This window comes from Crossiella cryophila (genome assembly GCF_014204915.1).
Classification (GTDB): domain Bacteria; phylum Actinomycetota; class Actinomycetes; order Mycobacteriales; family Pseudonocardiaceae; genus Crossiella; species Crossiella cryophila.
Map to the genome: position 1 here is coordinate 2371334 of NZ_JACHMH010000001.1, position 24265 is coordinate 2395598.

Annotated in this window: 24 protein-coding genes; 8 read left to right on the forward strand and 16 right to left on the reverse strand. The window is 69.9% G+C overall.

Annotation, left to right across the window (positions count from 1 at the left end):
- Nucleotides 1-1011 precede the first annotated feature (1011 nt).
- On the reverse strand, nt 1012-2847 hold the full coding sequence (locus HNR67_RS11050; protein ID WP_185001945.1) for a VWA domain-containing protein: 1836 nt from the start codon (nt 2845-2847) through the stop codon (nt 1012-1014).
- A gap of 79 nt (nt 2848-2926) precedes the next feature.
- Nucleotides 2927-3616: a TRADD-N-associated membrane domain-containing protein gene (locus HNR67_RS11055; protein WP_185001946.1), complete on the reverse strand. Its 690-nt coding sequence runs from the start codon at nt 3614-3616 to the stop codon at nt 2927-2929.
- 112 nt (nt 3617-3728) lie between these two features.
- Between HNR67_RS11055 and HNR67_RS11060 the strand changes: the two genes are divergently transcribed.
- Together HNR67_RS11060 and HNR67_RS11065 are read left to right on the forward strand one after the other, a co-directional pair.
- Nucleotides 3729-4445 carry a YwaF family protein gene (locus HNR67_RS11060; protein WP_185001947.1) on the forward strand — a complete coding sequence of 239 codons (717 nt, stop codon included), beginning with the start codon at nt 3729-3731 and terminating at the stop codon, nt 4443-4445.
- 168 nt (nt 4446-4613) lie between these two features.
- Nucleotides 4614-4790 (forward strand): DUF3073 domain-containing protein, encoded by a 177-nt coding sequence (locus HNR67_RS11065; RefSeq protein WP_185001948.1) that lies wholly within the window; start codon nt 4614-4616, stop codon nt 4788-4790.
- 79 nt (nt 4791-4869) lie between these two features.
- Here HNR67_RS11065 and HNR67_RS11070 read toward each other — a convergent pair whose 3' ends face one another.
- The 7 genes from HNR67_RS11070 to HNR67_RS11100 all read right to left on the reverse strand — a co-directional run bounded on the left by HNR67_RS11070 (nt 4870) and on the right by HNR67_RS11100 (nt 11538).
- The gene (locus HNR67_RS11070; protein WP_185001949.1) at nt 4870-5124 is read right to left on the reverse strand and encodes an acyl carrier protein; all 255 of its coding nucleotides are present in this window, start codon (nt 5122-5124) and stop codon (nt 4870-4872) included.
- Nucleotides 5121-6185 (reverse strand): HAD-IIIC family phosphatase, encoded by a 1065-nt coding sequence (locus HNR67_RS11075; RefSeq protein WP_185001950.1) that lies wholly within the window; start codon nt 6183-6185, stop codon nt 5121-5123. Before HNR67_RS11075 ends, HNR67_RS11070 begins: the two co-directional genes overlap by 4 nt.
- Nucleotides 6186-6650: a GNAT family N-acetyltransferase gene (locus tag HNR67_RS11080; RefSeq protein WP_221489846.1), complete on the reverse strand. Its 465-nt coding sequence runs from the start codon at nt 6648-6650 to the stop codon at nt 6186-6188.
- Nucleotides 6647-7819: a bis-aminopropyl spermidine synthase family protein gene (locus HNR67_RS11085; protein ID WP_185001951.1), complete on the reverse strand. Its 1173-nt coding sequence runs from the start codon at nt 7817-7819 to the stop codon at nt 6647-6649. The genes HNR67_RS11080 and HNR67_RS11085 overlap by 4 nt, the downstream gene beginning before the upstream one ends.
- A gap of 53 nt (nt 7820-7872) precedes the next feature.
- Nucleotides 7873-9423, reverse strand: a complete 1551-nt coding sequence (locus tag HNR67_RS11090) for a substrate-binding domain-containing protein (RefSeq protein ID WP_185001952.1) — start codon at nt 9421-9423, stop codon at nt 7873-7875.
- A 122-nt stretch (nt 9424-9545) separates the two neighbouring features.
- Nucleotides 9546-10802 carry an MFS transporter gene (locus HNR67_RS11095; RefSeq protein WP_185001953.1) on the reverse strand — a complete coding sequence of 419 codons (1257 nt, stop codon included), beginning with the start codon at nt 10800-10802 and terminating at the stop codon, nt 9546-9548.
- A gap of 85 nt (nt 10803-10887) precedes the next feature.
- Nucleotides 10888-11538 (reverse strand): hypothetical protein, encoded by a 651-nt coding sequence (locus HNR67_RS11100; RefSeq protein WP_185001954.1) that lies wholly within the window; start codon nt 11536-11538, stop codon nt 10888-10890.
- A 191-nt stretch (nt 11539-11729) separates the two neighbouring features.
- On the opposite strand from HNR67_RS11100, the gene HNR67_RS11105 reads away from it, so the two are divergent.
- The 3 genes from HNR67_RS11105 to HNR67_RS11115 all read left to right on the forward strand — a co-directional run bounded on the left by HNR67_RS11105 (nt 11730) and on the right by HNR67_RS11115 (nt 14387).
- Nucleotides 11730-13034, forward strand: coding sequence for an MFS transporter (locus tag HNR67_RS11105; RefSeq protein WP_185001955.1), 1305 nt, complete (start codon nt 11730-11732; stop codon nt 13032-13034).
- A gap of 300 nt (nt 13035-13334) precedes the next feature.
- Nucleotides 13335-13730, forward strand: coding sequence for a hypothetical protein (locus HNR67_RS11110; RefSeq protein ID WP_185001956.1), 396 nt, complete (start codon nt 13335-13337; stop codon nt 13728-13730).
- A gap of 111 nt (nt 13731-13841) precedes the next feature.
- Nucleotides 13842-14387, forward strand: a complete 546-nt coding sequence (locus HNR67_RS11115; protein WP_185001957.1) for a hypothetical protein — start codon at nt 13842-13844, stop codon at nt 14385-14387.
- Nucleotides 14388-14433: 46 nt separating this feature from the next.
- Here the strand turns inward: HNR67_RS11115 and HNR67_RS11120 are convergent, their stop codons facing one another.
- Nucleotides 14434-15483, reverse strand: coding sequence for a chitinase (locus tag HNR67_RS11120; RefSeq protein WP_407645125.1), 1050 nt, complete (start codon nt 15481-15483; stop codon nt 14434-14436).
- A 263-nt stretch (nt 15484-15746) separates the two neighbouring features.
- Here HNR67_RS11120 and HNR67_RS11125 point away from each other — a divergent pair, with 263 nt between their 5' ends.
- The 3 genes from HNR67_RS11125 to HNR67_RS11135 all read left to right on the forward strand — a co-directional run bounded on the left by HNR67_RS11125 (nt 15747) and on the right by HNR67_RS11135 (nt 19740).
- On the forward strand, nt 15747-17084 hold the full coding sequence (locus HNR67_RS11125; RefSeq protein ID WP_185001959.1) for an MFS transporter: 1338 nt from the start codon (nt 15747-15749) through the stop codon (nt 17082-17084).
- The gene (locus HNR67_RS11130; protein WP_185001960.1) at nt 17081-18049 is read left to right on the forward strand and encodes an isopenicillin N synthase family dioxygenase; all 969 of its coding nucleotides are present in this window, start codon (nt 17081-17083) and stop codon (nt 18047-18049) included. The genes HNR67_RS11125 and HNR67_RS11130 overlap by 4 nt, the downstream gene beginning before the upstream one ends.
- 143 nt (nt 18050-18192) lie before the next feature.
- Nucleotides 18193-19740 (forward strand): carboxylesterase/lipase family protein, encoded by a 1548-nt coding sequence (locus tag HNR67_RS11135; RefSeq protein WP_246492497.1) that lies wholly within the window; start codon nt 18193-18195, stop codon nt 19738-19740.
- A 43-nt stretch (nt 19741-19783) separates the two neighbouring features.
- Here the strand turns inward: HNR67_RS11135 and fabF are convergent, their stop codons facing one another.
- The 6 genes from fabF to HNR67_RS11165 form a co-directional block, all read right to left on the reverse strand.
- Nucleotides 19784-21064, reverse strand: a complete 1281-nt coding sequence (gene fabF, locus HNR67_RS11140; protein ID WP_185001961.1) for a beta-ketoacyl-ACP synthase II — start codon at nt 21062-21064, stop codon at nt 19784-19786.
- A 13-nt stretch (nt 21065-21077) separates the two neighbouring features.
- Entirely contained in the window at nt 21078-22037 is a 960-nt protein-coding gene (locus HNR67_RS11145; RefSeq protein ID WP_185001962.1) for an ACP S-malonyltransferase, read from the reverse strand.
- Nucleotides 22038-22318: 281 nt separating this feature from the next.
- A complete protein-coding gene (locus HNR67_RS11150) occupies nt 22319-22525 on the reverse strand; it encodes a DUF5708 family protein (RefSeq protein ID WP_185001963.1) in 207 nt (68 codons plus the stop codon).
- Nucleotides 22526-22552: 27 nt separating this feature from the next.
- Nucleotides 22553-23848, reverse strand: coding sequence for an MFS transporter (locus HNR67_RS11155; protein ID WP_185001964.1), 1296 nt, complete (start codon nt 23846-23848; stop codon nt 22553-22555).
- A gap of 145 nt (nt 23849-23993) precedes the next feature.
- Nucleotides 23994-24086 carry a SapB/AmfS family lanthipeptide gene (locus tag HNR67_RS11160; protein WP_185001965.1) on the reverse strand — a complete coding sequence of 31 codons (93 nt, stop codon included), beginning with the start codon at nt 24084-24086 and terminating at the stop codon, nt 23994-23996.
- Nucleotides 24087-24138: 52 nt separating this feature from the next.
- Entirely contained in the window at nt 24139-24231 is a 93-nt protein-coding gene (locus HNR67_RS11165) for a SapB/AmfS family lanthipeptide (protein WP_185001966.1), read from the reverse strand.
- Nucleotides 24232-24265 lie beyond the last annotated feature (34 nt).

The following is a 24265-nucleotide window of genomic DNA, read 5'->3' on the forward strand; positions in this document are numbered from 1 at the left end:
GCTCAGCCCCCCGGCAACCGAGCCTGCATGATCCCCGGAATGCCCCGCCCCCTGTCCGGACCCCGTGACGGACGGCAAAAACGCCCCCACCACGACATCGCGGAAGCCCAACGCCCACAACAGCCAACACGGCGTACAAGAACGGCCAACACACCGTACGACAACGGCCAACACTGGGTACAAGAACGGCCAACACGCCGGGGAGGGGTTCGGGTTTGAACCCCCTCCGCGCGTGTTGGCCGTTGTCGTACCGAGTGTTGGCCGTTCTTGTACGCCACGTTGGCCGTTTTGGGACGCCAACCAGGCAGGCGGGCGAAGCCCGGGAACGCTGCGGCTAGGCGGTTCACACGCGCCGCGACCGGGCGAAGCCCGAACAGGCGGCCGGGGTGGCTTTTCAACACTCCCCGAGCGGTTCCCCCATCCCCGTCAGCCTGGAGAGGACACACCACATCCCGGGCAAGCGGCCTGCAACCTGCCGCCGCCCTAGCCTCTCAACCGCAACGGGCCGCTTGCCCGGGATGTGGTTTGGTATCGGAAGGCTGACGGGGATGGGGGAACCGTACGAGCACTGCTCTTTGCTCTTGCTCTTGTTCTTGACTTTCCCCCCCATCCTTTGATTCCTGCCCGTCCGGCGAGGACGATCTTGACTGTCGCTCGGGTACCTCAGCACCAGAGGCCACAAGCGCAAAGATCAAGAGCGGAAAAGATGGCCTCGCCGGCCGGGCAGACCACCGGAGGGGGGAGGGCAGATCAAGAACCGGGATGAGCGGGTTGCGGGGCTGGGCAGGCTGCCGGGGCCTGAACCAGCGTGGCTCCGAGGGCTCGCGTGTTCTCCGCACGGCCTTCCGCAAGCCAACCACACCCCGAGGAGCGGCCCCCGTTGCGGATTCGTGGGCAGGCGGCGGCAGGTTGCAGGGGCCGCTCCTCGGGGCGCGGTCAGCAAGCTCCAGGCCGTACGGAGAACACACGAGAACCCTCGTCGTGGGGTTTTACCCCAACCCCAACCCACCACTAAAAGTTCGACAGCACCTGTGCCACAACCTTCTCCAGCGACCGGGCATCCTGCGAGTCATAAGCCTTCGCCCGCGAAGCCCGCGCGATCCGCTCCAGCACCCGCAAATCGCTGCTCTCCCCATAAGCGATCGGAAAAACCCGAACCGACCGCTCCGGACTGTGCTGCCGCAGATCCGCGACCAGACTCTCCAGGTTCTCGTCCTCCGGATACCGGTTCGCCCCGTCGCTCAACAGCACCACCGCGTTGATCCGGGTCGGATCCAGGTGTTGCCGCATCTCCCGCTGTACCTGCCGGATCGTCGCGTACAACGCGGTATCGCCGCGCGCCACCAGCTTTTCCACCTGTTTCCGGTACCCGGGCAGCACCGCCGACACCGGACCGGATTCCACCAGCACCCGCCACGGCGTCGATTCCCCTGGCGCGGCCGAACTGAACGTCCACAACCCCAGCCGGTCATCCGGTGCCAGGTTGTCCAGTGCGGGTCCGACCGCCGCCGCTTTCGCCGCGTCCAACCGGGTCGGGCCGCCGGGCACCGCAGGGTCGGCCATTGATCCCGACACGTCGATGACCATCAAGACGTTGGCGCGCTTGCGATGTTGCTGCCACACCTCCGGCAGCTTCGCCATCACCGGGCCCGACGGCGTCCGGATCAGCTTCAGTTCCCGGTCCGTCAGCAGCCCCTTCTCCCGGCTGAGTTCCGGGCCTGCTTTCCCTTCCGCGTCCCGGAAACCGGCCGCCATGAACTGTTCCCGCTTCCCCGACAGGTAAGTCTGGAAATCCTTGGCGATGTCCTTGCGCACGGGGTCGGTGTCCGGCCAGTCCAAGGCCAGGTACGGGTTGTCCGACATCAGGGTGCCGTCGTTGGGGTAGACCGCGACCAGGGGGACCTTGGGCGGTTCCGCCTTGCCCTCGGTGCGGCCTTCGGGCTGGCCGCGGTTGAAATCGACGATGGACTTCTCCTCCACCGTCACCGCGCTGATGTAGTCCAGGCCGCTGGCGTTGGGGCCTCGCCCGGCCTCGTACAGGTTCTGCAGGAAGGTCAGGGTGGTTTCGCCGTAGTGCACGACGCTGTTCTCCACGCCCTTGACGTAGGCCACGGCCTTGGGGTCGGCCAGGTCTGCCTCGGTCAGGTCGTCGGATCTGCCGGTGCCGGCGAAGAAGGTGGCGATGGTGGCGTGCAGGCCGGAGGTGGACAGGTTCGGGTTTGTCTTGCCCAGGCGGAAGGCGCCCCACTCCGGGTGGCCGTACTGCGCCCAGCCCGCCGGGTTCTGGGCCAGCTCCAGCAGGGTGCGCCAGCCGATGGGCTTGTCCGGCCAGCCAAGGGCCTCCGCCATTGGGCGGGGCATACCGACCACCAGTGGGGACTTGGCCAGGCTGACCGCCTCGCGGTCGGCGGTGGGGGAGACGCCGGTCGGCTTGTCGGGGCATTGCAGGTGACGTTGCTGGGCGACCTTGAGCCAGGTGGTCGCGGCCGGACTCCAGGCGTCGGGGCGGACATCGCCCATCTGCTGGGTGTTCCAGCCACACGCCATGCCCTCCACCGCGCCGCCACTGCCCAGCGCCGAGGACTTCACCACCCGCGCCGCCGCGCACTTGTCCCGCACCGGGCGCCGGGCCGCGTTGTAGTCCTTGGCCAGCGTGCTCATCAGGTCGGCCTTCTCCGGCGAGACCACCACGGTGATCTCCACCCGCTCCCCGGCGCACTCCGCCGCGGTCGGTGGCGGGTCGGAGTCCAGTCCTGGCAGGAACACCACCAGCAGCAGCACCGCGCCGAAGAGCGCCAGCCCGACGAACGGCCACCGCAGCTGCCGCAGCAGCCCGTCACCAGCCATGGATCCCCCTCGCCAACTCGGCATACCTATCGTTGTCGAGCGGACACGCTCAGTGGTTACGGCCCAGCCGCCGAAAGGGTCACGGAGCCGCCGGTTCCTCCGCGGGCGCCGGGGTCTGCGGCAGGGGCGCGGCGTCCATCAGCTTCAACGCGATCGCGGCCAGCAGCTGCTCCCGCTCCCGGTCATCGCGCAGCGCCGTGGCCATCTCCACCGCGCGCATGGTGTGCGCGCTGCGCACCACCTCGGCGTTCAACAGGTCGAACATCCGGGCCGCGCGTTCCCTGGTGGAGCGGGCCTCGCTCAGGAACAGCGCGGCCACCGCCTCGCACACCACCCCGCTGGCCGTGCCCAGCCACGCGGCGTCCCCGCCCTGGAACACCAGCAGCCCCACCGAGGCCAGGATCACCATGAACCCGACCCCGGCCGCCCCGGCGGCCAGCCGGAAGCTCAGCGAACTCTCGGTCAGCGCGGTCTCGTGGTAGTCGGCGTAGAGCTGCAACTGCCGCGCGGTGAAGTCCGCCTCGGGCCGCCGCACCCCGGCCGCCGGGTCCGGTTCCGGCCCCGGGTCCGGGTCCGGCTCGCTCGGCTGCGCGGGCGCGGGTTCCCTGCGCAGCCCGGCGGCCACGCCCTCGGCCAGCTCGCGCACTGGCGAGCGGCCGCGGCGGCGGGTGCGCAGCTGGTGCCGCAGCACCGACACGCTCGGCAGCAGCGCGCCTGCCACGCCGACCACGAAGAACAACAACCCGGCCACCGCCACCCAGCTGTCCACGGTCGGTGACCGTACGCGCACGCTGTGCCACAACCCAGGCAAACCGGGCACATTGGGCCGAACAGGTGCGTTCCGGCACCCCGGCTGACCGGCTCGGGCTAACCTCGGCCGGGTGACGGTCCTGGCCGCCGATTTCACCCCATTCGGTCCCTCGCACTGGGGTGCGCTCGCGGTGTTCGCGCTCGGCGCCGCGGCGCTGGTGGTGTTCGGCCGCGGCCTGGCCACCGAGTCCGCCCGGCTGCGCGGCAGCCGGATCCTGGCCGTGCTGCTGCTGGTCTTCCACCTGCCGATGCAGCTCTACGTGCTGCTGCCCTCGGAGTTCGGCATCGGCCACTCACTGCCCTTCCAGCTCTCCGACCTGGCCTGGATCGCCGCGGTGATCGCGCTGTGGACGCACGCCCGCTGGGCGCTGGCGCTGACCTACTACTGGAACCTCACCCTCACCGTGCAGGCCCTGGTCACCCCGGTGCTGCGCGGCCCTGACTTCCCCGACTTCGGCTTCCTGATGTTCTTCAGCCAGCACATCTTCGAGGTGTGGGCGGCGGTCTTCCTGATCTGGGGCCTGCGGCTGCGCCCTGACTGGTGGAGCTACCGGCTCACCCTGGTGGTCACCGCGACCTGGGCCGTGGTGATGTCCGTCTTCAATCCACTGGCCGGAACCAATTACGGCTTCCTCAGCGAGAAGCCCCCGGTAGGCACGTTGCTGGATCAGATGGGCGGCTGGCCGTGGTACCTGTTCCTGGGATACGCCCTGCTCAGCGGGGCTTGGGCGCTGATGACCTGGCCCTGGGTCGTGATCACGGCAAGATCGCGCCAGCCGGCCGGCTGACCCTCAATCGGCATGTTTTACCAGGCCGCGCCGCGACATGATCGCGGGGTATGTGTGCTTGCTCCGCTCTGCGCACCAGGTATGCTGCGGCCAGGACAAATACTGAGACGAGCGGGGCCCGTCGGCTATCGGCCGACCGCCCTGCCCCGGGTACGAGGGGGTCGAGCCATGGGGCGCGGCCGAGCTAAGGCCAAGCAGGCGAAGGTCGCACGCGAGATCAAGTACAGCTCGCCGACCACCGACCTCGAGGCCCTTCAGCGAGAGCTGTCCGGACCATCGAGCGGCGGCCGTCAGGTCGACGATCGATTTGACAACAGCGACGATCGTTACCAAGACAGGTATTGAGACTGTCCACTCACCGGGCCCCGTGACGGTGCCCGGCGTACCTACTGATGCCCGAGTCCCGCCGGTGGCGCTGTCCGCGTCATCGGCGGGTTCTCGTGCCGACAAACGCGGCCAGGCTGGCGATGGACTCCAACGAGTCCAGGTTCATGTCCTCATCCGCCACATCCACGCCGAACCGCTGCTGGATCGCGCTGAGCAACTTCAGCCCGGCCAGCGAGGTCAGGCCGATCTCCGGCGCGAACAGGCCGGTGTCCGCGGGCAGCGCGTCGATCGCCGCGCGGTCCAGTTCGACGGCCTCGGCCAGCAGACCGCGGATCTCCGCCTCGACGCTCATGTCGTGGTCTCCAGTTCCAGGTACTCGGGGTAGTCGGGCAGCACGCCCTCGTCCAGCCTGCGGCCCAGGATCGCCAGGTCCGCGGGCTGCGGGCCGGTGACGCGCAGCCCGCACTGCCGGAACAGCACCCGCAGCTCCACGTTCGCCCCGGTCGGCCGCACCGGCACGTGCAGTTCCCGCGCGCCCTCGGCCAGCGCCCGGTCCATCACCCAGCGCAGGAACGCGGGTGCGACGCCTCGCCCGGCCACCCGGCAGGACAACGCGAGCAACCGCACCCGCCAGGTCACCGGATCCCGCTCGCCCGCCGCGGCCTTCTCGATCACCGCCGCGCCGATCAGCCCGTAGCCGCCGAACCGGTCCGAGAGTTCCGCCACCGGCAAGAACCACCCGTCCGGGTCAGTCAGCCTGGTCAGTACTTCCTCGACCGGCGGCACATCGCCAGTGGTGTTCATCCGGTGCGTGCGCCGGGCCAGCTCGACCAGCCGCGGCACATCGGCCGCGGTGGCCGGGCACAGCGTGAGCCGCATCCCGCACCAGCGCAGGAATTCCGCCCGCGAGCCGGTGAAGGCGGTCTCGGCGTCCTTGCGCCGGGCCTCCTCGCGGTAGCGGCTGACCCGGCCGCGGGCCTCCGGGGTCAGCGCCGCCGGGTCCAGCTCGGGCGAGTCCAGCAGCCCGGCCGCCTGCTCCGGGGCCAGCACCAGCACCTCGGGCAGGGCCGCGGCCACCTCGGCCCGCTCGAACGGGTTGTCGTCCACGAAGGCCAGCGCGGCCAGCCCGATGCCCAGCTCGGCGCTGATCCGGCGCAGCGCCACGCTCTTGTCCTGCCAGTCCGCCTGCGGCGCGACGAACCGCTCGGCCAGCGGCTCATCCGCCAGCAGCAGGTCCAGGATGGAGGGATCGGTGCGGCTGGCGATGCTGCTCATGACCCCGCGCGCGGCGAGTTCGTCGATCAGCGCCAGCACCGCGGGCCGGGGTGCGGGCAGGGTCTCGGTGGTCTGCTCGACGGCGATGCCGTCCCAGAGCGTGCCGTCGAGGTCCCACACCACGCACTTGACGCTCATCTACCGCTTCCGCCGGTCGAGCTTCATGGTCAGGTGCGCGGCCTCGAACCCGAACTGGCGGTAGAGCACCCGCATCGGCAGGTTGCCCGAGAACACCTTGCCCACCACCTCGGTGACGCCGTGCGCGTCCACGTGGTCCAGCCCGGCCTGCAGCAGCAGCTCACCGACCTGGGTGCGCTCGGGGATCTCGGCGACGGCCAGCGAGCGGAAGTTGGCGTAGCGCTGCCCGCTCATCGGGTTGGTGTTGACCGTGATCCACAGCCAGCCCGCCGCGGGCTCGTCACCCCGGCAGGCCACGAACATGCCCTCGGCGGACTTGGCCATCGCCTTGGCCATCCGCTTCTCCTGCACGTCCAGGTCGTCGATCGCGTCGTCCTGGAAGGAGATCCGGGCGATCTCCGCCTCGAACTCGGCCAGCCTGCGCAGATCGGACTCGACCGCGGGCCGCACCTGGAAATCGGTCACGAACTCTCTCCGATGAGCTGGAGCGGCCGGAACGGTCCCTTGCCGCACTTCGGGCAGCCCGCGGCACGCAGGTCGGCCACCGAGTTCCACTCCGCGCCCGCGCCGACCGGGAACTTCGCCGCGCAGTTGCCGCACTCGTACTCGCGCTGCCTGCTGCGCTTCTCCCTGGTGTACAGCGGACCCTGGTAGGCCCCGGACACGGCCGAGGCGGTGCCCTCGGTGGTCAGCAGGTGCTGGAAGAAGCCGGTGCCGCCCAGGATGCCGCTGCCCTGGTACTCGTTGAAGTTGCGGATCAGGCTGTGCGTGACCAGGTTCAGCCCGAGGATCTCCTTCTGCACCGCCAGCATCTCATCCGGCCCCTTGGCGCCGAAGGAGAAGAAGATGCTCTGCGCGGGCCCCGGCCGCAGCCCCTCGACCGCCCTGGACAGGAACAGTCGCGCGCCCTCGGCGGTGTAGGGCGGGTCGGTCATGGCCGCGTCGAACTGCCCGGCCAGCCGCTGCGGCAGTGGCTCCCGCAGGTCGTGCTTTGCCAGGTCGACCCGGAAGTCCATGGTGGAGGCGGTGTCGGCGATGAAGTCGAGCACCTCGTCGGAGATGTCCGCGACCGCCAGCCGGGACACCAGCGAGACACCCAGCGCCTGCTCGACCACCGCGATCGCGATGGAGATCTGGTCGTCGTCACCGACCAGCAGCACTGAGGACCCGGGCAGCACTCCCGCCCTGATCAGCGCCAGCACCCGGCGCACCTTGGTCTCGGCGGTGCAGTGCGACTGGTCCAGCGCCAGATCCGCCCCCGGCCCGGCCGCGGAGATCCGCCGCAACTGCTCGACGGCCTCCTGCAACGCCCGCGGGATCGGGATCTCCAGCCCGCCGCAGCGCGAGCAGTCGGTGTCCAGGTCCAGCCCGAGCCCGAGGTGCGCGATCAGCTCCAGCCCGTCCTCGGTCAGCCGGGACGGCCGCTGCTCGCCCAGCAACCCGTGCCGCCGCAGCTCATTGCCCACCGCGGCCACGATCGGCACCGGCAACCCGGTATGCCTGCTCACATCCCTGGTGGAGGCGGGTCCGATCTGCCGGAACGCGCGGACCACGGCCCGCACCCCGGCGGGCCCTTCCTGAAGCCGGACCGCCTCGGCGATCTCGGCCAGCACCTCGTTGCCGTGCGTGCTCACAATGGGTCGCCACCCGCGCTGATCTGCATGATTGGCCGAGTATAACTAGGCCATCAGCGTGGGTTGCGGCACAGCTCCAGCACCGAGTCCTCGCCCTTGGCACACGGCAGGTAGCTGGCCGCGCGCAGCTTCTCCCGAGCCGAATCCGAGCCGAGGTGCCGGAGCAGGTGGCCGAGGATGGAGGAGCTGGCCGGGGTGCCGTTGGTGTAGAGGTACTCCACCGTCCAGAACGGGTAGCTGGTGTCCTGCTTCGGGTCGATGTGCTCGTAGATCGGCTCCTTGCCGCCCAGCCGGACCCGGACCAGCTTCGGGTACTTCGCCCGGTCCGCGGCGGTCTGGGCCTCGGCGTAGCCGATCGCGCCGTCCACCGCGTTCACCCGGTCCAGCAGTTCGCTGGTGCGGGCGCGTTCGCAGCGGGTCCAGGGCACGCCGGGGTTGCGGTCGTTGGTCTCGCAGAACTGGGAGGTCAGGCTGGGGGAGAGGCGGTCCTCGGGGAAGCCCAGCACGTACTTCTCGAAGGTGGTGCGGCTGCCGGAGGAGCCGGTGCGGCTGACGATCCGGATCGGCAGGCTGACCCCGGCCCTGACCTGGCCCCAGTTGGTGAACTCGCCGGAGTAGATCTTGCGCAGCTGGTCCAGGGTCAGGTCGGTGATGCCCTGTTTGGACACCTCCTCGTTGACCACCACGCTGAACACGATGGCGGCCAGCGGTTTCGGCTTCAGCTCGGGCGCCACGTCCCCGGCGTGCCCGTCGGAGATGGTGGCCAGCCGCTCGGTCGGCCCGGCCGCCTGGAGCTGTTGCAGGCCCTCCAGGCTGCTGTTGGGCTCCAACTTGATCTCGGTGCCGGCGCAGTCGGCCAGGTGGCCCTTGGTGATCTCCTCGGCGATCGGCGCGAACGCGGTGGACCCGATCACCCGGACCTGCCCGTCGCCCCCGCAGTCCTCCGGCGCCGTCCTGGTGGAGACGATCAGCACCACCAGCACCATCGGCGTCAGCGCGCCCGCCACCCAGCGCAACACCCGCTGCCGGGTCACCCGCCGCTGCGCCGCCTCGTCCTGGATCAGCCCGCCGTGCAACTGCCCCCGGCTCTGCCGCACGCCCTTCTCGGTGCCGGAGAGCAGCACCGCGAACTTGAACCGCTCCCGCCGGTTCAGGTGCACCTTGGGCAGGGTGACCTCGTTGCCGGCGTGCTCCAGCTCGGTGCTGAACCGCTCCTTGATGTCATCGGATGCCTCGGAGACCTTGACCGCCACCACCTCGCGCGCGCCGAAGGTGAAGCGCAACCGGTTGACGTACTCCGGCTCGGCCACATCGGTGCTGCCGGAGTTGCGGATGGCCAGGATCACCATGCTCGGCTGATCCACCTTGCGCCCGAGGAAGAAGTGCTCCAGCTCGCCGAACTCCCCCGGCAGGCTCAGGTTCAGCCCGGAGTCGAACACCACCCGCCAGGCCAGCCGGTTCCGCTCGAACAGGTACCGGTCCACCACCAGCCAGACCACCACCACGGTCAACCCGGCGACCAGCACCCACAACCCGGTCTCACTGGTGAGCGCGCCACCCAGCAGATCCAGCATCCCCAACACGGTGCCGAAGAATCCGGCCATGCCCGCCCCCTCGGCAGCTCGGCTGGCCAACGGTGGCAGGCGCGCGGGGGGTGGGGGACGGGGGTTACGGAAGCGGGATGGCTTCGCTACGTGGGTGGCCGGGGGTTGAACGCCGGTGAAACTCAGCGCGCGATGGCGGCGGCGTCCCGGTCCGGCTGGATCAGCAGCCAGGCCGCCACCCCGCCGAGCACCGCGCAGCCGCCGAAGAGCTGGAACGCCTGGCTGAACCCGGCCGCGGGCGATTCCGCCGCGCCCACCAGCACGCCGGTCAGCCAGGGCCCGAGCAGGCCGGCGAGGCTGTAGACGGCGACCAGGAAGCCGACTGTGCTGGCCTGTTGGCCTGCCGGGGCGATGTGTGAGACGGCCGCGGTGGCCAGTGGGAAGACGGCCACCCCGATGCCGTAGCCGAGGACCACCACGGTGAGGGCGAGATATCTGTTGTCCAGCAACGGGACCAGCATCAGCAGGCCGCCGCCGACGAGCAGGCCGACGGCGCTGAAGATGCCGCGGGTGAGGCGGCTGGAGGCGCCGCGGCTGAGCAGGCGGTCGCTGATCGCGGAGATGCCGACCATGACGATGATCGAGGAGATGCTGGGCAGGCCGAACATCACGCCCGCCTGGACGCGGCTGAAGCCGAGTGCCTTCTCCAGGTAGGAGGGCAGCCAGGTGAGCAGCATGGAGACCAGGGCGTACATCGGGAAGGCGGCCAGCACGCAGCCGATGAAGGTGCGGGAGAGGCCGATCCGGCGGAACGGCACCACCTTCCGCCTGCCCTCCACCCGCAGCGGTCCGTCCCCGCCGACGAAGAACCAGGCCACTGACCAGACCACGCCCAGCAGGATCAGCGTCACGAACGCCGCCCGCCAGCCGTAGCCGACGATGATGAAGGTCAGCACCGGCGCCACCGCGATCTTGGCGATCGAGGACCCGGCAGTGATCCACGCCCCGGGCAGCGCCCGCTTCTCCTTGGGGAACCAGGTGAACGCGCTCGCCGCGGCCATCGCGGTGGCCGGGCCCTCGGCCGCGCCCAGGGCGATCCGGCTGATCAGCAGCGAGGTACCGGTGGCCGAGAGCAGCACCGGCAGCTGGGTCAGCGACCAGGCGATGGCCAGCCCGATCAGCACCCACTGCGCCCGCACCCGGTCGGCCAGGAACCCGACCAGCACCCCGGTCACGCTGAACAGGAGGAAGAACGAGCTGCCGATGAAGCCCAGCTCGGCTGGGGAGATCCGCAGCTCCGCCATCAACGGCTCGGCCGCCAGGCCCAGGATGGACTTGTCCGCCCAGTTGATGACGATGAAGATCACCAGCATCCCGGTGACCGTCCACGCCCGCACCGGATCCGGCGCGACCACCCCTGCCCGATCCGTCACCGTCATGACGTTGATCACACCCGCTGGACCCGGGGGCGACAAGCACCCGAACGGGCCGAGCGCGGCAACTTCCGGACAGGTCCGGGGCGGTTCAGACCCTGGCGATGGCGGCCGCGACCACCGGCGCCATCCGGTTCAGTTCTTTGTGCACCGCCTGCTCCGACCGGCTGCGCAGCGCCGTGGCGACCGCGATGTCCCCCTTGGCCGTCAGCAGCAGGCAGGAACCGAAGCCCTGTTCCTCCTGCCACCCGCACGCCGCGTGCTGCGCGTCCACACCGGGCAGCGCGGGCAACCGCACTTCCCCGGTGATGGTGAAGGTCAGCTGGGAGTCCCGATAGGCGCCGCAGCCGAGCTGCTGCTTCGCCTGGGCGATGGCCTCGGCCGCCCGGCCGTCGCGGTGGTGCACGACGAACTGTTCCAGCACGATGATCTTTGACTCGGGATCGGTCGCCTGCCACTCGACCCTGGCGATGTGGTCGATGCGCTGGTCTGCCTGGGTGCGATCACAGGAGTGGACCAGGGCGTTCTTGCGGTTCTCCGACTCGATGAACGGCTGGAAAACGACGTCTTCCCGGTAGCCGGCCTTCGCCATATCCGCTGCGGTGGGCACCGCGCGGGCCAGCCGGAGTATCGGGGACTCGGCGAGGCCGGTGGGCGCCGGGGCCGGTGGTGGGGTGGTGCAGGCGGTGCCGGATAGGACGGCGGCGAGCAGCACGAAGACGAGCGCGTGAGTACGACGCATGTGGAAGTTCCCCCCTGGAACGTGAAGCACGAACGGTAAGCGGTGGGGCTGACCAGGGGCAAGAGGTCTACCCGGGTGGGTGGCTGGGCGGCCTGCCTGACGGTCGGGGACGCCCTGGGCATGGCGCACAGTGATCGGTTGGGTACGGAGCACTATCTTTCGGGGACTCTTGGCGACTTCCGAGGAGATTCATGACCGCCGCCGTACCCCGGACGCTGCCCGTTGGCGCCGCGTTCGATCGCATGCCCTTCACCCGGCGGCACTGGTTGATCGGGTTGGCCCTGTTCACCGCGTTCGTGATCGACTCGTGGGAGCTGGTCGCGCTGGTCTACGTGCAGGCGGATCTGGCCGCCTCGCTGGGGATCGACGCGGCGACGGTGGGGCTGGTGTTGTCGGCGTTGTCCTTCGGGATGATCCCGGGAGCCCTGTTGTGGGGGCCGGTGGCGGACCGGATCGGGCGGCGGCCGGCGTGCTTCTGGTCGATGGTGGCCTACAGCGTGCTGGCCATCGCCTCGGCGTTCGCGCCGGACGCCACCGTGCTGATCGCGCTGCGGGTGGTCTCCGGGTTCGCGCTGGCCGGGGTGTACACGATCACGTTCCCGTACTTCCTCGAACTGGTGCCGACCCGGGTTCGCGGGCGGGCCGCGGTGTACCTGTCCATGGGGTGGCCGATCGGGCTGCTCTGCGCGATCGGGGCCTCCAGTGTGATCAGGGACTGGAGCTGGCAGATCATGCTCGCCGGGGCGGCGGCCGGTGGCTGGGCGTTCGTGCTGCGGGCGGTGGTGCCGGAGTCGCCGTACTGGCTGGTCGCCAAGGGCCGCCAGGAGGAGGCGCGGGTGGTGTTGCGCGGGCTGGCCAGTCCGGACGCCGAGGCCACGCTCACCGGCAGCGGTGGGCGGATCGGCAACCCGCTGGAGCTGTTCCGGGGTGGGCTGGCCCGGATCGCGATCCCGGCGCTGCTGGTCAACTTCGTCTTCAGCTGGGGTTACTGGGGGCTGCAGAACTGGCTGCCGACGCTGCTGGCCCAGCAGGGGCTGACCCTGGACGCCTCGCTGGCCTTCGCCGCGCTGAGCGCACTGATGATGATCCCCGGCTACCTCAGCGCCTCGGTGCTGACCGCGCGGTTCGGCCGGAAGAAGGTCTTCCTGCTGTACGTGCTGGCCGCCTGTGCGGGCGGGTTCCTGTTCGGCACGGCCGACTCGCTGACCCAGCTCTACCTCGGCAACTTCACCCTGGCCTTCTTCAGCCTGGGCGCCTGGGGCGTGTGGAACACCTGGAACGGCGAGTTCTACCCGACCGCCAGCCGGGGCACCGGGGCCGCCTACTCGGTGGCCATGCAGCTCATCGCGAGCACCGCCGCGCCGGCCGCGATCGGGCTGCTACTGGGTCAGGCCAGCGGTTTCGCTGTGATCATGCTCGTCATCAACGCCTTCCTGGTGGCCACCGTGCTGCTCGCGCTGCCGCTGCCGGAGACCGAGGGACGCACCCTCACCTGAGCCGATTCTCTAGGGAATTCCTTGAACCAGGGGTGTCAATCGGACAGATTTCCCCCACGGAGCCCCAGATGTGTTTACAGTGACAACCGTAGGCCGGGCGGGATCGTCGTGGGCGGGCCTAACCCCCAGGGGTCTGGCCCACGGCCATCGACCACCGGCCTACGCTATTTCCGGCCAACGGCCCGGTTGTGTGACTCAGGTCACGCGGCCGGGCCGTTCGTCGTTGGCGCCCCTGAGTGCGCTGAACCGATCCGACGGCACCCCCGTTAACCGGGACAAACCCACTCTCGGGGGTGCCCCGTGCGAGAAACCGCCCACCGTCGCACACGACTCCTGCTGCTCGGCCTGCTCGGCGTGCTCACCGCCACCGGCGGCGCGGTGCTGTTCGACCGGCCTGCCGAACCAGCTCCGCCGCTGATCGCCAGCCCGATCCTGGTCGTGCCGGTCCGGCTGACCCAGGCCCCGGAGCCGGTCTACGCCGTCCCGCCCGAACCGCCGCCGGTGGTCAACTCGGCCACCCGGGTGCCCAGGCCGGTGGCCCGCCCGGCCAGGCCCACGCCGGTCCGCCCCAGCCCGCCGCCCGCGCCACCGCCGCCACCACCCGCCGCACCGCCCTCGGCCCAGCCGCCGCCGCCCGTCTTCGACCTGTGCGACTACTTCCGGTACTGGCTGCCCAGGCTGTGCCGGGGCCGTTGAGCCGGGGCTACGCAGATCTGCGTAGCCGGGTTCACCGCCTCAACGGACGACCGGGAGGCCGCGCCCGCCGAGCATGGTCGCTGACCACACCAGGCGGGCGAGGGAGCACCGATGACCACCCAGGAAGCGATCAGGCCGAGGAACACGCCGGTGCGTGGCGCCGGGCGGGAGAAGCTGCTGCCGCGGCGGACCCGCAAGGCCGTGCTGGTGGCGCACCTGGTCGGCGCGGGCGGCTGGATCGGCCTCGACGTGGTGCTCGCGGTGCTGGTGTTCACCGCGGCGGGCACCTCGGAGGTCGCCCTGGCCGCGCTCTGCTACCAGGCGCTGGAGCTGCTGGTCTGGCCGATGCTGAGCCTGGCGGTGCTGTGCCTGGTCAGCGGCGTGGTGCTGGGGCTGGGCAGCAAGTACGGGCTGGTCCGGTACTGGTGGGTGACGGTGAAGCTGGTGCTCAACCTCGCGCTGCTGGCGCTGGTGGCCTTCGCGCTGCGGTCCGGGGTCACCGAGGCCGCCGAGTACGGCCGCCAGCTGGCCGCGGGCCAGGTCGGACCGCGGGGGCCGGGGGATCTGATCTACCCGCCGATCGTGTCCACCACCGCGCTGCTGTTCGCCACGGTGATCTCGGTGTACAAGCCGTGGGGCAGGCTGCGGAAGAGGTGAGCCGGAGAGGGGAGGGCCGCGTTGGCAGACGCGGCCCTCCGTGGCTTCACCGGCCCTGCAGGGACTTCACGTTGTTGCCGAAGGTCCAGTTCTTCGAGCCGTCCCAGTTGATCGACCAGGTCATCAGGCCCTTCAACCGGTTGGTGTAGGTGCGCCAGGCCTGGCCGACCAGCGCGGTGGACATGTACCCGCCGCCCGCGCCCGGCTGGGCCGGCAGACCGGGCACCTGCTTGTCGTAGGGCACCCGGATGGTGGTGCCCTGGATGACCAGGCCCTTGTCCAGGCAGTCGGTCTGCTTGGTGAAGCCCAGCACCGTGCCCGCCTGGTAGGAATCGCCGGCGCAGCCGTACATGCTGCCGTTGTAGTACTGCATGTTCAGCCACCACAGCCTGCCGTTGTCCGCGTACTTCTTCACGATCGGCAGGTAGGCGCCCCAGATCGAGCCGTAGGCCACGCTGCCGCCGGTGACGTAGGCGGTCTCCGGGGCCATGGTGAGGCCGAAGTTCGACGGCATCGCGGCCAGCACGCCGTCGATGATCCGGATCAGGTTGGCCTGCGAGGTGGAGGGCTGGTTGATGTTGCCGCTGCCCACCAGGCCGGTCTCGATGTCGATGTCGATGCCGTCGAAGTTGTACTTCTTCAGGATCGGCACCACGGTCGCGACGAACTTGTCGGCCACCGCGCGGGAGCTGAGATCGATGCCGGCGGTCGCGCCGCCGATGGACATCAGGATGGTCAGCCCGGCCGCCTTGGCCGCGCACATCTCCGCCGGGGTGGCGACCTTGACGGTCGCGTCCATCCCGTCCTCCCACAGCACGGTGCCGTCCGAGCGGATCACCGGGAAGGCCGCGTTGATCACGTTGTAGCCGTGCTCCCTGATCCGCGGATCGGTGATCGGCGTCCAGCCGAACGGCGGGTGCACGCCGTTGACCGCACCGTCCCAGTTCTCCCAGTACCCGTGCAGGACCTTGCCCGCGGGCTTGGACTTCACCGCGCAGGTCTCCGCCTGTGCGCTCGCGGGGGCCGCGCTCACCGGCGCGGCGAGCACCGAAGCGGCGCACAGCACCGCGGTCGCCAGTCCCAGCAGTCGTGACATGCCACCCATAACCAACCCCTCATCCCGCGGCTGGCCCCGGCGGCAAGGACACTCCGCGCACGATCTACCCATCGCGCCTGGTGCGCCCCTCCATTCGACCAAACCTCGGTGGACTAGACCACCTACTTCCGGGGGCGAACCTGGCGTGCTCGCGGGCGCCCCGATCCCCGGGTGGTTCAGCCGGGTTGCCCGCGCCGGGCAACCGAGTTGCCCGGGTTGCCGGTTCATGTGACGCCTCGGGCAACCGGAATACGTTGCGGTGCATGGAAATCAGGACGGCGGAACCTCTCGGTGGCACCCGCCGGTGGTGGACCTTGCCGGTGGTGAGCGCGGCCCAGCTGCTGGTGGTGCTGGACGGGACGATCGTGAACATCGCGCTGCCCTCGGCGCAGCAGGCACTCGGGATGTCCGATGGCAGCAGGCATTGGGCGATCACCGCCTACGCGCTGGCCTTCGGCGGGTTGCTGTTGGTCGGCGGCCGGATCAGCGGCGCGCTCGGCCACCGGCGGGCCTTCGCACTCGGGCTGACCGGGTTCGCGGCGGCCTCCGCGCTGGGTGGGATGGCCGAGGTGCCGGGCACGTTGTTCGCGGCGCGGGCCTTGCAAGGGGTGTTCGCGGCACTGCTGGCGCCCGCGGGACTGGCGTTGCTGGCCGAGACCTTCACCGAGGGCCGGGAGCGCGGGCGGGCCTTCGGGGTGTTCGCGGCGGTGGGCGCGGCCGGGTCGGCGGTCGGGCTGATCGCGGGCGGCCTGCTGACCGAGTACGCGAGCTGGCGCTGGTGCCTCTACATCAACATCCCGGTCGCGCTGCTGGCCCTGCTGGGCACGGTGTTCGTGCCGCGAAGCCTGCCGGTGCGCGGCGGTCGGCTGGACCTGACCACCGCGCTGCTGGGCACCGGCGGGTTCACCGGGGTGGTCTACGGCTGCGCGGAGGCAGAGTCCCGGGGCTGGGGATCGCCGGTGGTGCTCGGGTTGCTGGCCGGTGGGGTGGTCCTGCTGGTGGCGTTCGTGTTGGCACAGCGGCGATTGCTCTGGCACCGGGAGCGTGGCGGCGCGTTCCTGGCGATCACCCTGATGTTCCTGGGGATGTTCGGGTTCTTCCTGTTCATGACCTACTACACGCAGACCGTGCTGGGGTACTCGCCGGTGCGGGCCGGGCTGACGCTGATCGTCAACGCGCTGGCCGCGCTGGCCGGGTCCACCTTCATCGCCGGGCGGCTGCACGGGCGGGTCCGGCCCGCGCTGCTGATCCAGGGCGGACTGCTGGCCGCGGCGGCCGGGATGTTCGTGCTGACCCGGCTCACCCCGGACAGCACCGACATCCTGCCGCTGTACCTGGTGCCCGCCATGGTGCTCACCGGTCTCGGCCTTGGCTGCGTGCTGCCGCCGACCGCGATGCTGGCCACCGCGGGTGCGGCGCCCGCCGACCTCGGCGCCGCCTCGGCCACCTACCACGCCGGTCAGCAGCTCGGCGCGGCCCTGGGCACCGCGCTGCTCAACACCCTCGGCATCAGCGCGGGCGCGCTCACCGCCTGCCTCGGCGTGCTGCTGCTCGCCGCGCTGCTGCACCTGTTCGTCAACCTGGAAGGACGACCCGCATGAACCACATCCCGGTCATCGACCTCGCGGCGCGGCACACCGCGGCCGGAAAAGCCTTGCTGGCCAAGGAGATCGGCGCGGCCTGCGCGACCTCGGGGTTCTACGTCATCGTCGGCCACGACGTGCCGAAGGAGCTGATCGACCGCATGATCGCGGTGACCAACGCCTTCTTCCGCCTGCCGGAGAGGGAAAAGGACCTGCCGTCCTTCCGGTCCGCCGGCGGCACCACCGCGCGCAGCATGGACCTGGAGAGCCCACCGGACCTGTGCGAGTCCTTCACCGCGCACGTCACCGGCGAGCTGCCCGAGTCCGAACGGGAACAGCTCGGCGACTACCGGGCGAGCTGGAAGCAGGCCAACACCTGGCCGCGTGATCCCAGTGACTTCAAGGAAACCTGGCATGAGTACCTGACCGCGCTGTCCGGACTGGCCGCCGAGTTGCTGCGATTGTCCGCGCTGGCACTGGGATTCGAGGAGGGGCACTTCGACGAGCGCTTCGACCGGCACGTCTCCGCGCTGGTGGCCAACTACTACTACCCGCAGCTCACCCCGCCGCTGCCCGGTCAGCTCCGGCGCGGCGCGCACACCGACTTCGGCTGCCTGACCGTGTTGTACCAGGAGGACGACCTCGGCGGTCTCCAGGTGTGGCAAGGGCAACAGTGGGTGGACGTGCGGGCGATCCCGGGCAGCTTCGTGGTCAACATCGGCGACCTGATGGCGTTGTGGACCGGCGGCGCGTGGCGGTCCACCCTGCACCGGGTGGTGAACCCGTTGCAGGGCAACACATCCTCCCGGCTCTCCGTCCCGTTCTTCTACCAGCCCAACCACGACGCGCCCGCGGAGAACGGCACCGCCGGACAGTGGATCACCCAGAAGATGGAGAAGCTGTTCCTGGGTGTGAATCTTGTGGCTGCGAGTACAGGGACTTCCGGGCACATTCCGGCAACCTTCGACTCGAATCCGGCCTGATCCGGTGGCCTGACCCGGCTGAGTCAGCACTATTCGGGGCACACCCACCCCCTCCCCTGGCGGATCCGCTCGTGCGGCGGACGCCTGCTTCCACCCTCCACAATGGACGGTGCTGCGGAGGCGGATGACCTGAGAGGCTGACGATGTCCGGCTGGTTGAGACGACTGTTCCCGCTGATGCTGGCGCTGATCGCGGTGGCGGCAGGGCTGCCAGCCACCGCGGCCGAACCGCTGGTCGCACGCACCGAGGCTGGGCTGGTGCGGGGACTGGCCGGCGGCCAGGTGCGGGAGTACCAGGGGATTCCGTTCGCCGAGCCGCCCGTTGGCGAGCTGCGCTGGGCCGCACCCCGCCCGGTCCGATCCTGGCGCGGGGTGCGGCCGGCCGTTGCGCCCGGTCCGCGGTGCGCGCAGACCGCCAGCGGGGAGGGCCCGGCCACCGCGGCCGAGGACTGCCTCTACCTCAACGTCACCGCCCCGGCCGGGCAGATCGGCCGCAAGCCGGTGCTGGTGTGGGTGCACGGCGGCGGGTTCATCTGGGGCGCGGGTTCCTCCTACCACGCGCAACGGCTGGCCGCGCAGGGCGATGTGGTGGTGGTGACGGTCAACTACCGGTTGGGCGCCTTCGGTTTCCTGGCCCACCCCGAACTCGGCGCCGCCGGTGGCGCGTTCGGCCTGCAGGACCAGGTGGCCGCGCTGCAGTGGGTGCGGCGCAACATCGGTGGCTTCGGCGGCGACCCCGGCAACGTGACCCTGCTCGGCGAGTCCGCGGGCGCGTTCAGCATCTGCGCGCTGCTCACCGTGCCCGCCACCAAACCGCTGATCGACCGGGCCATCGTGCAGAGCGGCTCCTGCTCGGTGCACCTGCCGCGCAACGGCACCTTCCCCGGCTCCGGCGAGTACCGGCTGCTCGTGCCCAGGGCCCAGCTCGAAGCACTGGGTGTGGACGCGGCGAGCACGCTGAACTGCCCTGATCTGGCCTGCCTGCGCCGGGTGGACGCGCAGCGGTGGCTGGACACCGGGCTGATCAACCACTTCTCCCAGGCCGGGTTCCACACCGATCTGCTGCCGGAGGACCCGGCCGCGGTGCTGCACGCCGGCCGCGCGCACCAGGTGCCGATGATCATGGGCTTCACCAGGGACGAGCTGCGGCTGCACACCGGCAGCGCGCTGGTCGGCGGGGCCAGCTACGACTACGAGCACCTGATGCGGGACAGCTTCGGGCCGCGGGCCAAGGAGATCGGCGCGGCCTACCCGCTGACCGGCTCGGACAAGTACACCTCGGCGCTGGCCTGGTCCGCGGTGAGCACCGACGCCGGCTGGGCCTGCCCGACGCTGGCCGACGCGCAGGCGTTCAACCGCGGCCAGGCCCCGGTCTACACCTACGTCTTCGCCGACCGGGACGCGCCCAACCTCGGCTACCAGGCGCCAGCGGACTTCCCGCTCGGCGCGTACCACGGCTCCGAACTCCAGTACCTGTTCTGGGACGCCCCGGCGGAGCCGGGCAGGCTCGGCCTGGCAGGCGACCTGATCCGGCACTGGGCGCAGTTCGCCCGGCACGGCGATCCCAACCTGGCCGGTGCGCCGGGCTGGCCGCGCTTCGACGGCGTCAACGCGCAGTCCTTCAGCCCGAGGGACACCGGATCGGTCAACGCGGGCGCCCAGCACCACTGCCGCCTCTGGACCGCGCGCTGACCACGTCCGTGCCCGGGAGCGCACACCGGGCACGGACGGGGGCTCACTGCTCCCAGCGGCGCAGCACCAGCACGGCGTTGTGCCCGCCGAAGCCGAAGGAGTTGTTCATCGCGATCCGGATGTCGTGCCGCTGCGCGGTGTGCGCGACGAAGTTCATCTCCGGATCCAGTGGCCGGTCGCAGTTGATCGTGGGCGGGACGATGCCGTCCCGGATGGCCAGTCCGCACACGATCAACTCGACCGCGCCGCCCGCGCCGATCATGTGCCCGGTCATCGACTTGGTGGAGCTGACCGGGATCCGGGTGGCCCGCTCGCCCAGCACCTCGCGGATCGAGCGCACCTCCCTGGCATCGCCCAGCGGGGTGCTGGTGCCGTGCGCGTTGATGTAGTCGATCTCCGCGGGCGCCACGCCGGCGTCCCGCAGCGCCTCCCGCATGGCCGCCTTCGCCCCGGTGCCCTCCGGGTGCGGGGCGGTCCAGTGGTGCGCGTCCGAGGTGGCGCCGAACCCGGCCACCTCGGCCAGGATCGGCGCGCCACGCTCGATCGCGTGCTCGGCAGCCTCCAGCACCACCACGCCCGCGCCGGAACTCATCACGAAGCCGTCCCGGTCCTCGTCGAAGGGCCGGGAGGCCAGCTCCGGCTGTTCGTTGCGGGTGGACAGCGCGCGGGCGTTGCCGCAGCCCGCCAGGTCGGCCCGGCTGATGCAGTTGTCCGCGCCACCGGCGATGGCCACGTCCACCGCGCCGTACTGGATCAGCCGGGCCGCCTCGCCGATGGAGTCGGTGCCGGTGGCGCAGGCCGTGCTCAGCGAGCGGCACGGACCGGTGGTGCCGAAGAGCAGGCTGATCTCCACCGCCGCGCTGTCCATCGCCCCAGTCACCTGGGAGAGCGGGCTGATTCCGCGTGGACCCTTGTCCCGCAACAGGTCCGGCAGTTTGCTGTTGTAGTTCACCGGTCCGTAGCCGCTGCCCACCAGCACGCCCGTGCGCGGTGCCAGCTCCGGTCCGATGATCAGTTTCGCGGTCTCGACCGCCTCCGCGGCCGCGGCCAGCGCGTACTGGGCGAAGCTGTCCGTGCGCCTGCTGATCTTGCGCGGCAGGTGTGCTTCCGGATCCCAGTCGTGGATCTCGCCCCCGATGTGACTGCCCAGGTCACCGGAGTCGATCGCGGACAACTGGCGGATCCCGCTGCGTCCTGCCAACATCGCCGCCCAGGTGTCGGCGACCCCTACCCCGAGTGGAGTGACCGCGCCCCAGCCGGTGACCACCACCCGGCGACGTAATCGGCGGAACTCGTCCCGGACCGCCTCGCTGCGCTGGCTCATCTCGACCTCCGGTTCAGGCACTCGCCGGCACGGGCAGCACCCGGCCGTGCGGGCCGGCGAAACCCTTGACCCGGTAGTCCTCAACGGCCTTCGGCGTGACCACCGCGGTCGGCACCGTGTTGCCGGTGAGCCGGGAGAACATGTTGCGCGGGCCGATGATGTAGGCCTGCTCGGCCCGGCTGCGCCGGATCCCCTCCACCACGGTGGCCCAGCGCACCGGGGTGACCCAGCCGTCCAGCAGGTCGGTCATGATCGCCTGCGGATCGGTGATCAGTTCACCGGTGACGTCGGAGAGCATCGGCACCCTGGCAGGCCGCCAGTCCAGCTTGCTGTAGACCTCGGTCTCCAGCCGCTGGCGCAGCCCGGCCACCATGGTGCAGTGCTCGGCCCGGTTCATCAGGTAGAACGGGAACCCGCCCTCCTCGCGGACGAGTTCGCGGAAGTACTCCAGGTCGGCCATCACACCGGAGACCGCGTGCACGGAGTTGTCGAGGTAGACCGATGCCTCCACGTTGCGGCCCTCGGCCCGGCACCGCGCGACGAGGCGGTCCACCGCCGGGCCGTCCAGGCGGTAGAAGAAGAAGCAGCCCAGCGGTTCGGCCAGGCCGGCGAAGTAGTCGAGTTCCACCTTCGCGCTCTCCCGCACCAGGGTCAGACCGTCCGCATAGGACAGCACGCCCGCGTAGACCGAGCCGATGATGGCGCCGAAGCTCTGCCCGCCGAAGACCACCGGGGACAGGTCGAGGTGATCGTCGGCCCAGTCGGCCAGCGCCAGTGTCAGCGCCATGTACCCGGCCTCGTAGACCTCCCAGTCGTAGATCTCGGCGTGTTCGTATGCCTTGATCAACGAGTAGCCGAGCACTTCGTCCGCGGCTCGTAACCGCGCCTGCGCGTACTCGTTCTCCTGCAGGAAACTCGCGATGGCAGGGAACGTGGTCGGAACAAGTCCGGGAAAGTAGATGGCATCGGCCATGGCCGCCTCCAGGGATGGTCATCACAGTTCCAGACCCGGTGGTGCGGCGGTAAGAAGCATCGATGAGGAGCCTCGCGCGAGGCATCAACCCCAGAACTCATCGAGCGCGCCGGAGCAACCACAGGCCAGCGGAACAATGGTAACCGAGGACCGGCGCGGAACAACCCGATCGGATGAAACAACATTGGTAATCGTGATATGCCCGAAACGTGCGACGGCCGGGAAAACCCCCTGGGGGGAGAGTTTTCCCGGCCGCAACGTGTTGTTCAGGATCGGCTGGCTCAGGCGCGGCCGGCGTCCTTCTTCGACGGAAAGATCATCATTGCGCCGGTGATGACCAGTTCGATACCGCCGAGGATGGCGAGCACGACGCCCACCTTGTCCAGCGAGATGATCGGCGTCTCGATCCCCTTGGTGGTGAAGGCCAGAATCAGGCCGACGATGAGCATGAACGCGCCGATGAACAGCGACTTCACGTTTTTCGACATGGAACCTCCCAGTAACGCTGGTGCCGCTCACAGCTCACGCAGCGGGCGGACAAGGAACAGTGACAGCGCGAGCAGAAGATAGCAGCTTCCGATAACCACGAAAGTGTGATGGCTGCCCATGGTGGCCAACAGCCAGGTGAGCAAGGAGACTGCGATCGGACTCGGCCCTGACACGATAGTGGTAGCGATGCTGGTGACACCGCCGAACATCGGTTTGGGCACCCGTTCCTGCAAGGCCTGCATGTAGAGCAGGTCGACCGGGCTGGTCAGGATCCCGGCGATGGCCATGATGGCCAGCGCGATCGGCACCTCGGTCTGCCAGGCCAGCAGCAGGAGCATGACCGCCATACCGATGTAGGCGGTCAGGTAGACGCCGCGGCGGGGGAGTTTGGGGCCGAGCACGCCGTAGCCGATGGTGCCTGCCAGCGAGCCGAGGCCGAACGCGCCGACCAGGCCGCCGTACCAGGCCACCGAGCCGAGGATCTCATTGGCGTAGGCGGTCAGCCCGATGCTGGCCAGGCCGGTGTCCAGGGCGGCGAACACGGTGGTGCTGATGATCAGCACCTTGAGCACCTTGTCGCCCCAGAAGAACTTCATCGCCATCGAGAACCGGCGGCGGTAGCTCAGGCCCTCGAACTCGTCCTGCTCGCTCGGCTCATCACCGGCCGGTACCTGTTCCACCGCGTTGACCAGGAAGAACACCACGATCACGGCGGCCAGCAGACCGGCGATGGCATCGATGAGCAGGATGGTCGAGCTGCCGAACAGGCTCACGATCCCGCCGACCAGGATCGGGCTGGACATGGTGGCGATCGCGTTCATCGCGCGCAGCGTGGCGTTGGCCCGTTCCAGCGAGTGGCCGGAACTCTCCGCCAGCGCGGGCAGCAGGCCGAAGGTGGCGACCCGGCCCGGTTCGTCGGCCGCGGCGCGCACGAAGCACAGCGCCAGCAGCAGCCACGGCGGCAGGGATCCGGCCAGGTGCAGCACGTACATCAGCACCGTGATGGCCGAGCCGATGGTGATGGAGAAGATCCACGAGATCCGCATGCCGAAGCGGTCGATCACCGGGCCCATGAACAGGCCGGTGCCGATCGAGCTGATCACCGCGACCGTGACGATGATCCCGGTGAAGGCGATGTCATGGGTGCTGTCCAGCACGAACAGCGGCAGTCCCACCCCGCCGATCCCGTTGCCGACCAGGTTGACGCCGAAGGCGAACTGGGCGACCGAGTACTGCCCGGCGCGGCGGTCCTTGCGGAGCCGGTGCCTGCCGGGGGCGGGTTTGCGATGCCTGCCGGACGGCCTGGCCGGCGCTGCGGTCATGGTCCTTGACCTCTTCCCCCATCCGTCCGGGCGGACCCGGGCGAGGTGCGGAAAGTCCGGTGCAGGCGCCCGCGTCGAGCGCCTGCACCGGACGTCACCTGGAAGGCGAGCAACCCAGACGGATCTCTCGCCGTACCCGGCTAATTCAGCAGTTGTTGCTGACGGTGCTGCCGGTCATGGTCAGCTCAGCCGCGTTGGTGTCCAGGCCCTGAAGGTCGAGAATAGCCATTGTATTCACCTTTCCCTGAAGAATTGCGGGTTTGTGTTCAGGTGTTACGCGTGGAGCTGATTCAGCAGCCGTTGGAGACGGTGCTGCCGGTCATGGTCAGCTCGGCGGCGTTGGTGTCGAGGCCCTGCAGGTCGAGAATAGCCATTGTATTCACCTTTCCTGACGATTCGTTTGTCCTGACGGGTGGT

Coding starts and splice junctions, on each gene's coding strand:
- HNR67_RS11050 (WP_185001945.1), bottom strand. CDS start 2,847: ATGGCTGGTGACGGGCTGCTGCGGCAGCTGCGGTGGCCGTTCGTCGGG.
- HNR67_RS11065 (WP_185001948.1), top strand. CDS start 4,614: ATGGGGCGCGGCCGAGCTAAGGCCAAGCAGGCGAAGGTCGCACGCGAG.
- HNR67_RS11070 (WP_185001949.1), bottom strand. CDS start 5,124: ATGAGCGTCGAGGCGGAGATCCGCGGTCTGCTGGCCGAGGCCGTCGAA.
- HNR67_RS11075 (WP_185001950.1), bottom strand. CDS start 6,185: ATGAGCGTCAAGTGCGTGGTGTGGGACCTCGACGGCACGCTCTGGGAC.
- HNR67_RS11090 (WP_185001952.1), bottom strand. CDS start 9,423: ATGGCCGGATTCTTCGGCACCGTGTTGGGGATGCTGGATCTGCTGGGT.
- HNR67_RS11095 (WP_185001953.1), bottom strand. CDS start 10,802: ATGACGGTGACGGATCGGGCAGGGGTGGTCGCGCCGGATCCGGTGCGG.
- HNR67_RS11100 (WP_185001954.1), bottom strand. CDS start 11,538: ATGCGTCGTACTCACGCGCTCGTCTTCGTGCTGCTCGCCGCCGTCCTA.
- HNR67_RS11105 (WP_185001955.1), top strand. CDS start 11,730: ATGACCGCCGCCGTACCCCGGACGCTGCCCGTTGGCGCCGCGTTCGAT.
- HNR67_RS11115 (WP_185001957.1), top strand. CDS start 13,842: ATGACCACCCAGGAAGCGATCAGGCCGAGGAACACGCCGGTGCGTGGC.
- HNR67_RS11120 (WP_407645125.1), bottom strand. CDS start 15,483: ATGTCACGACTGCTGGGACTGGCGACCGCGGTGCTGTGCGCCGCTTCG.
- HNR67_RS11125 (WP_185001959.1), top strand. CDS start 15,747: ATGGAAATCAGGACGGCGGAACCTCTCGGTGGCACCCGCCGGTGGTGG.
- HNR67_RS11130 (WP_185001960.1), top strand. CDS start 17,081: ATGAACCACATCCCGGTCATCGACCTCGCGGCGCGGCACACCGCGGCC.
- HNR67_RS11135 (WP_246492497.1), top strand. CDS start 18,193: ATGTCCGGCTGGTTGAGACGACTGTTCCCGCTGATGCTGGCGCTGATC.
- fabF (WP_185001961.1), bottom strand. CDS start 21,064: ATGAGCCAGCGCAGCGAGGCGGTCCGGGACGAGTTCCGCCGATTACGT.
- HNR67_RS11145 (WP_185001962.1), bottom strand. CDS start 22,037: ATGGCCGATGCCATCTACTTTCCCGGACTTGTTCCGACCACGTTCCCT.
- HNR67_RS11150 (WP_185001963.1), bottom strand. CDS start 22,525: ATGTCGAAAAACGTGAAGTCGCTGTTCATCGGCGCGTTCATGCTCATC.
- HNR67_RS11155 (WP_185001964.1), bottom strand. CDS start 23,848: ATGACCGCAGCGCCGGCCAGGCCGTCCGGCAGGCATCGCAAACCCGCC.